Origin of the sequence: Gordonia sp. i37, assembly GCF_002043085.1 — a bacterium.
Lineage (GTDB): Bacteria > Actinomycetota > Actinomycetes > Mycobacteriales > Mycobacteriaceae > Gordonia > Gordonia polyisoprenivorans.
The window spans coordinates 22872-29592 of sequence record NZ_MVPX01000256.1; the positions used below are offsets into that span (position 1 = coordinate 22872).

Genomic DNA, 6721 nt, shown 5'->3' on the forward strand with positions numbered 1-6721 from the left:
CCTCCGACGACGTCGGGAGTGGCCACCCTCGTGGTCGCCGTCGGTTCCAACACCTCGCCAGAAGTGCTGCGCCGCAAGTTCGTCGATGCAGGACTCGACACCGCCGACCTCCTCGACAGAGTCGTGCGGGTGTGGGTGGCCGACCTCGACGTCACCCACTCGGCGCACGTCGCCCGACGCGGCTACATCCCCGCGGCCCCCTATCGCCGACCAGGCGCCCGACTGGCCACCACCGCCGCATGGCTCGAGCCGGCACACCTTGCGGCACTCGACTCCACCGAACCCAACTACCATCGAATGACCGTGAGCTCGACGTCACTTTCCCTGCGCCCCGATGGGCCGGCACCATCCATGGGTTTCCAGCTCCCCGCGACCTTCTGCCTCTACGTCTCCCGGCACGGGGTGCTCGGCGACAGCCCGGACTCGTTGGCGCCCTTCGGCTCCCAGGCCGATGTCTTCGGCTGGCTGGACCGACGCCTGGGCTTGGGTCTGTCCACCGACTCGGCAGCAACCTGCGCCGGGCTGGCGGACACCGACCGGGCGACCCGACTCGTCGAGTGCATCCGTGCGGCGTGTCTGGTCCAGGACGCTGGTCTCACCAAGGTTGCGGAGGCCCGATGAGTTCGTCACCCGCACGCACCGACGACCCCCGCACCGTCGAGGAGCAGACACACCTCGATCTGGTCTACGCACGGCTCGACCGCATGCGCGCCACCACCCGCAAGCGCCTCGCAGCAACCCTGCGCGAGTCCGGCGGGACGCCGCAGGCGCAGTCCGAACGCGAGTCCTACGAGCGGATGTACGTCGACGATCTCACCAAATTCGATGCCGCCGAACACAATCTGTATTTCGGCAGACTCGATCTGGAGGATGGCGAGACCCGGCGGATCGGCCGGATCGGGATTCTCGACGACGATGACGCCGACACCACCCTGCTACTCGACTGGCGGGCACCACTGTCACGGGCGTTCTACCTCGCCACGCCCGCCGCACCGGAGGACGTCGCCCGGCGCCGGCACATCCGCACCCGAAATCGCTCGGTGCAGGCGGTCAACGACGAGCTCCTGACCGCCGGCGATGCGTCCGCCGAGGATTTCGGTCATGGCGATGTCGTCAACGAGTCGGCGCTCGTCGCCGCGTTGAACACCGCACGCACCGGTGAGATGACCGACATCGTCGAGACGATCCAGCGCGAGCAGGACCTCATCATCCGCTCCACCCATCGCGGGGTGACCGTGATCCAAGGTGGCCCGGGTACCGGCAAGACCGCCGTGGCGCTGCACCGCGCGGCTTACCTGCTCTACACCCATCGTGAGATCCTTTCGCGGAGTGGCATTCTCATCATCGGACCGAACAGTGACTTCTTGGACTACATCGGCCAGGTGCTGCCATCCCTGGGCGAGTCGGGCGTGTTGCTCGCGACCATCGGCGAGTTGTTCCCGGACGTCCATGCCCGCGCCGACGAACCGCGGACCACTCGTGAGGTGAAGGGCAGACTTGCGATGCTCGACGTCCTCAAACGTGCGGTGCGTGCCCGGGAGTCCTTGCCGCGCACCTCGATCCCGGTCACCTTCGAGGGTTACACGGTCGAGATCGACAGCGAGCTGATCAAGGCCGCCCGCGGGAAGGCACGGTCCTCCCGACGCGCCCACAACCAGGCGCAATCGGTGTTCTTGCGCTCCGCGCTCGACGCTCTGGCGGCACGCCACGCCGCGACGATCGGCTCAAGCCTGCTCGACGGTTCCCAGATGCTCAGTTCCTCCGACATCGCCGACATCCGTGCCGATATGTCCCGTGACACCGACATCCGGGCGACACTGCTCGACTTCTGGCCGACCCTGACCCCACAGGACGTGCTGCGAGATCTCTTCGCGAACAAAGCCGCCCTGCGCAAGTGCACACCCGGGTGGAGCGACGAGGAACGTGCCGCCCTGCATCGAAGCCCCGCCGAGGACGCGTCCGATCTCACCCCCGCCGATGTCCCGTTGCTCGATGAGCTCGCCGAGCTGATCGGGTACGGCACCGCCGAGGCCCAGGCGCGGGAGAAGGAGCAGTGGCGCCGTCAACTCGCCGAGGCCCAGGACGCCCTGGATATCCTCACCGGTTCTGCGCCACAGGATCTCGAGGACGAGCTGGACCCCGAGATCCTCATGGCCTATGACCTGATCGACGCCGAACAGCTCGCGGCACGTCAGACCCAGACCAGTCGCGCGACCACCGCGGAACGTGCGTACGGGGACCGGACGTGGACGTTCGGCCATGTGATCGTAGACGAGGCGCAGGAACTCTCCGCGATGGCGTGGCGAATGGTGATGCGTCGCATACCCAACCGGTGGATGACGATCATCGGCGACACCGCTCAGACCGGGGACTTGGCCGGCACCACCTCGTGGAGTGAGGTACTCACACCGTATGTCGCCAACCGCTGGCAGCTGCGGGAACTGACCGTCAATTACCGCACGCCCGCCGAGATCATGACCTACGCGGCGCGCGTGCTGAGCCGGGTCGATCCGGGGGCCACCGCCCCGACGTCGTTGCGCAGGAACGGAATCGAGCCCGTGGCCATCCGCACCGAGCCGCGTGGCCTGGCCGCGACCATCCTCGAAGCGGCCACCGCACCCGAGCTGACCGGTCTGACCGGCATCGTCGTGCCCGATGCAGTCCATCCGATGATCGCCGAGGCACTCGAGAATCTCACCGAGGCACTCGACAATGTCACCGAGGCACCGGAGACCGGCACCGACGCATCCGGGGAGGTCGCCGACCCGCGGCCACGGTTACATACGGTCACCACGTGCAAGGGACTCGAGTTCGACACCACCATCGTCGTCGAGCCGGCCGAGCTCGTCGATCAGTCGCCCCGGGGCTTCAGCGACCTGTATGTGGCGCTGACGCGAAGCACGCAGCGGCTGATCGTCATTCACAGCCGGGATCTGCCCGCGGAGCTCGCAGATCTACCGTCGGCCTGAGCCCGGACACGAACAACCGCCACACCATCGGAAACCGACAGGGCGCCCCGCTGAGCGGGGCGCCCTGTCGGCTGTGAGGAGATGCTCTCTAGGTGGTGTGGACGATCAAGACATCCGAGGTGGACTTGCGTGCGGCGTCGGCGGGCACCGAACCGAGCAGGCGGCCGGCGATCGAGTTGAGTCCTCGGTTTCCGACCACAAGGAGATCGGCCTGGACGTCGGTGACGAGCTGCAGCAGCGCGTCGACCGGTGCGCCCTTGACCGCGCGCTGCACGATCTGGGTGGCCCCGGCCTTGGTCGCCCGTTCCTTGGCCCGACGGAGGATCTCCTCGGTCGGCGAGGAGCCGGTGACCTGGTAGGCCTCGTCCTTCAGCACGTCGGCCACCTCACCGGCGGAACGGTCGTTGGGGAAATATGCGCATGCGATCACCAGTTTTGCCGACTCTCCGGCGATCGCTCCGGCGCGATCGACCGCCGCCATCGATGACTCCGAGCCATCGGTTCCGACAACCACCGTGGTATATGCGCTCATTCGTACCTCCACTACGTGTTCGGCCCCGCACTTCGCGGGCGCAACCGTCCCCCACACTTTAGGGAGCCCTGGGTGTGCAGGCTAGTGCGCCGCGGGGCGATTTGTCCCACGATCGGGCGAGGCACGCCCGTCTGCGTTACTTGATACCGGCGGCGTCCATACCTCGCAACTCCTTCTTCAGGTCGGCGATCTCGTCACGCAGGCGGCCGGCGAGTTCGAACTGCAGGTCGCGTGCGGCAGCCATCATCTGGTCGGTCAGCTGCGAAACCAGATCGGCCAGTTCGGCTCTCGGCATCGCCGACACATCACGCTTCTCGATCACACCGGCGCTGGCGGCCTTGGTACCGGACATCTCGCCCTGCGCACGTCGGCCACGGCTGGCGCTGCGGCCGGACCCGACCACCGCCGCCGAGGTGTCCTCGGCTTCCCGGTACACCTGATCGAGGATGTCGGCGATCTTCTTGCGCAGCGGCTGCGGATCGATCCCGCGCTCTTTGTTGTAGGCGATCTGTTTTGCCCGTCGGCGTTCGGTCTCGTCGATGGCGTTGCGCATCGAGTCGGTGATCTTGTCGGCATACATGTGGACCTGACCCGAGACGTTGCGCGCGGCACGGCCGATGGTCTGGATCAGCGAGGTCGTCGAGCGCAGGAATCCCTCTTTGTCCGCGTCGAGGATCGCCACCAGCGATACCTCGGGCAGGTCGAGTCCCTCGCGCAGGAGGTTGATGCCCACCAGGACGTCGAAGTCACCCGAACGCAGTTGTCGGAGTAGCTCGACGCGCCGCAAGGTGTCGACCTCGGAATGCAGGTACCGCACACGGATTCCGAGTTCGAGCAGGTAGTCGGTGAGGTCCTCGGACATCTTCTTGGTCAGGGTCGTCACCAGTACACGCTCGTCGCGGTCGGTGCGTTCCCGGATCTCGTGCACCAGATCGTCGATCTGACCCTTGGTCGGTTTCACCACGATCTCCGGGTCGACCAGTCCGGTCGGTCGGATCACCTGCTCGACGAACTCACCGTTGGACTGGCCGAGCTCGTAGGGACCCGGGGTTGCCGACAGGTAGACGGTCTGCCCGATGCGGTCGACGAACTCGTCCCAGGTCAGGGGCCGGTTGTCGACCGCCGACGGCAGCCGGAAACCGTACTCGACGAGGTTTCGCTTGCGGGACATGTCACCCTCGTACATGCCGCCGATCTGCGGGACCGTGACGTGGGACTCGTCGATCACCAGGAGGAAATCCTCGGGGAAATAGTCGATGAGTGTCGCCGGCGCGGTACCCGCGCCGCGGCCGTCGATGTGGCGCGAGTAGTTCTCGATGCCCGAGCAGAACCCCACCTGGCGCATCATCTCCAGGTCGTAGGTGGTGCGCATGCGCAGCCGCTGTGCCTCGAGGAGTTTGCCCTTGCGTTCGAGCTCCGAGAGGCGCTCCTCGAGCTCGTCCTCGATGCTCTTCATCGCCCTCTCCATGCGGTCCGGTCCCGCGACGTAGTGGGTCGCCGGGAAGATGCGCAGTGAATCCACCTGCCGCACAACGTCTCCGGTGAGCGGGTGCAGGTAGTACAACGACTCGACCTCGTCGCCGAAGAACTCGATCCGTACGGCGAGCTCCTCGTAGGAGGGGATGATCTCGACGGTGTCGCCGCGAACGCGGAAGGTGCCGCGCGTGAATGCGGTGTCGTTGCGCGCGTACTGCACGTCGACGAGCAGCCGTAGCAATGCGTCCCGATCGATCTCGTCGCCGACGGCGATCTCCACCGACCGATCGAGGTAGGACTGGGGGGTACCGAGACCGTAGATGCACGACACCGACGCGACCACCACCACGTCCCGGCGCGACAGCAGGTTCGAGGTGGCCGAGTGCCGCAGACGTTCGACGTCGTCGTTGATCGACGAGTCCTTCTCGATGTAGGTGTCGGTCTGCGCGATGTACGCCTCGGGTTGGTAGTAGTCGTAGTACGACACGAAGTACTCGACGGCGTTGTTGGGGAGCATCTCGCGCAGTTCGTTGGCCAGCTGCGCGGCGAGGGTCTTGTTGGGCGCCATCACCAGGGTCGGACGCTGGACCCGCTCGATGAGCCACGCGGTCGTCGCCGACTTGCCGGTACCGGTGGCGCCGAGTAGCACGATGTCCTTCTCGCCTGCGGCGATCCGTTTCTCCAGATCGTCGATGGCTGCCGGTTGGTCACCGGCGGGCTCGTACTCGCTGACCACCTCGAAGTGGCCCTCGGTGCGTTCGATCTCGCCGATCGGGCGGTACTCGGAGTGCGCGATCACCGGTCGCTCTGCTGCAAAGGCCATGACGCCAGGGTAAACGCGCCCTACGACAAGTGTGTTCCATGCGATCGAGCGGTGCGGGCACGGTTAGGGTCGGTGCATGTCCGACTCGGCCGGTCTCCCGTCACACGAGGTCCCGTCTCACGAGCACCTCCATCCGCCCAAACGCGAGACCTTCGACGTGCCGGCGATGACCAACACCGACAACAAGGGTTTCGTGCGGCCGGTCGAACGGTACGAGGTCACCGATTTCGGGTTGTACATGTCACGGACCGCAGACCATCCGCGGTTCGATCACCTCGAGTCGTGGCTGCTCCCCGCGCTCGGGCTCCGTGCGAACATCTTCCATTTCGTGGAGGGACATCGCACGGGTCAGCGACTCTATCTGGACGTGGGTGCTTTCGACGGCCCCGACGGCGAAGGCCGCTGGCATGCGGTGGACTGGTATCTCGATCTCGTCGATGTCCCCGGAACCCCCTTGGAGCTGATCGACGTCGACGAGCTCTTCGCTGCACATCGCGCCGGGTTGCTGACCACCGATGACTGCGTGGCCGCCGTGGGGATCGCCACGCGAGCCCTCGCCGGTGCCGCCGAGCACGGCCATGACGTCGACGCATGGCTCGACGCCGCGGTCGGCGGGCGAGTGTTCTGGCTGGATCGTCCCTGAGTCCTGCTCAGACCGTTCGGTCGCCGTGCAGGAGCAACTGCGCCATCTCGTCGAGTGCCCAGCCGGTCTCGCTCGGTCGGAGCAGCCAGACCATGTCGAACCGGTCGTCGGGCCAGTCGCGTGGGCTCGGGGTGACCTTTCCGAACTCCTGGATCAGGCCACGGATTCGGTGGTGCTCCCAGCTGATCAGCGTCACCCCGGTCTGCCCACGCACGAAGGCGGCCGCACCGCTCAGGTCGTCCTGGGTGAATCGGGTGACCGGCTCGACGCCCAGCCGC

The 6721-nt window shown here is 66.4% G+C and carries 5 protein-coding genes and 1 pseudogene; 3 read left to right on the forward strand and 3 right to left on the reverse strand.

The window, feature by feature from the left end:
• The first annotated feature begins 18 nt into the window (after positions 1–18).
• Both B1964_RS12125 and B1964_RS12130 read left to right on the forward strand, forming a co-directional pair.
• The gene (locus tag B1964_RS12125; protein ID WP_079929912.1) at positions 19–621 is read left to right on the forward strand and encodes a hypothetical protein; all 603 of its coding nucleotides are present in this window, start codon (positions 19–21) and stop codon (positions 619–621) included.
• Positions 618–2969 (forward strand): AAA family ATPase, encoded by a 2352-nt coding sequence (locus tag B1964_RS12130; RefSeq protein WP_079929913.1) that lies wholly within the window; start codon positions 618–620, stop codon positions 2967–2969. The genes B1964_RS12125 and B1964_RS12130 overlap by 4 nt, the downstream gene beginning before the upstream one ends.
• Before the next feature lie 88 nt (positions 2970–3057).
• On the opposite strand, the gene B1964_RS12135 is transcribed toward B1964_RS12130, so the two are convergent.
• Together B1964_RS12135 and uvrB are read right to left on the reverse strand one after the other, a co-directional pair.
• Positions 3058–3501 (reverse strand): universal stress protein, encoded by a 444-nt coding sequence (locus B1964_RS12135; RefSeq protein ID WP_006373270.1) that lies wholly within the window; start codon positions 3499–3501, stop codon positions 3058–3060.
• A 136-nt stretch (positions 3502–3637) separates the two neighbouring features.
• Positions 3638–5800 carry an excinuclease ABC subunit UvrB gene (gene uvrB / locus B1964_RS12140; RefSeq protein ID WP_079929914.1) on the reverse strand — a complete coding sequence of 721 codons (2163 nt, stop codon included), beginning with the start codon at positions 5798–5800 and terminating at the stop codon, positions 3638–3640.
• A 76-nt stretch (positions 5801–5876) separates the two neighbouring features.
• Here uvrB and B1964_RS12145 point away from each other — a divergent pair, with 76 nt between their 5' ends.
• Positions 5877–6443: a DUF402 domain-containing protein gene (locus tag B1964_RS12145; protein ID WP_020171020.1), complete on the forward strand. Its 567-nt coding sequence runs from the start codon at positions 5877–5879 to the stop codon at positions 6441–6443.
• A gap of 7 nt (positions 6444–6450) precedes the next feature.
• On the opposite strand, the pseudogene B1964_RS12150 reads toward B1964_RS12145, so the two are convergent.
• Positions 6451–6721 (reverse strand): annotated as a pseudogene (locus B1964_RS12150) (hypothetical protein); the annotation flags it as partial.

What these genes read in the sequence shown, in the direction of transcription:
- B1964_RS12130 (WP_079929913.1), top strand. Translation starts at nt 618, where the DNA reads ATGAGTTCGTCACCCGCACGCACCGACGACCCCCGCACCGTCGAGGAG.
- B1964_RS12135 (WP_006373270.1), bottom strand. Translation starts at nt 3,501, where the DNA reads ATGAGCGCATATACCACGGTGGTTGTCGGAACCGATGGCTCGGAGTCA.
- uvrB (WP_079929914.1), bottom strand. Translation starts at nt 5,800, where the DNA reads ATGGCCTTTGCAGCAGAGCGACCGGTGATCGCGCACTCCGAGTACCGC.
- B1964_RS12145 (WP_020171020.1), top strand. Translation starts at nt 5,877, where the DNA reads ATGTCCGACTCGGCCGGTCTCCCGTCACACGAGGTCCCGTCTCACGAG.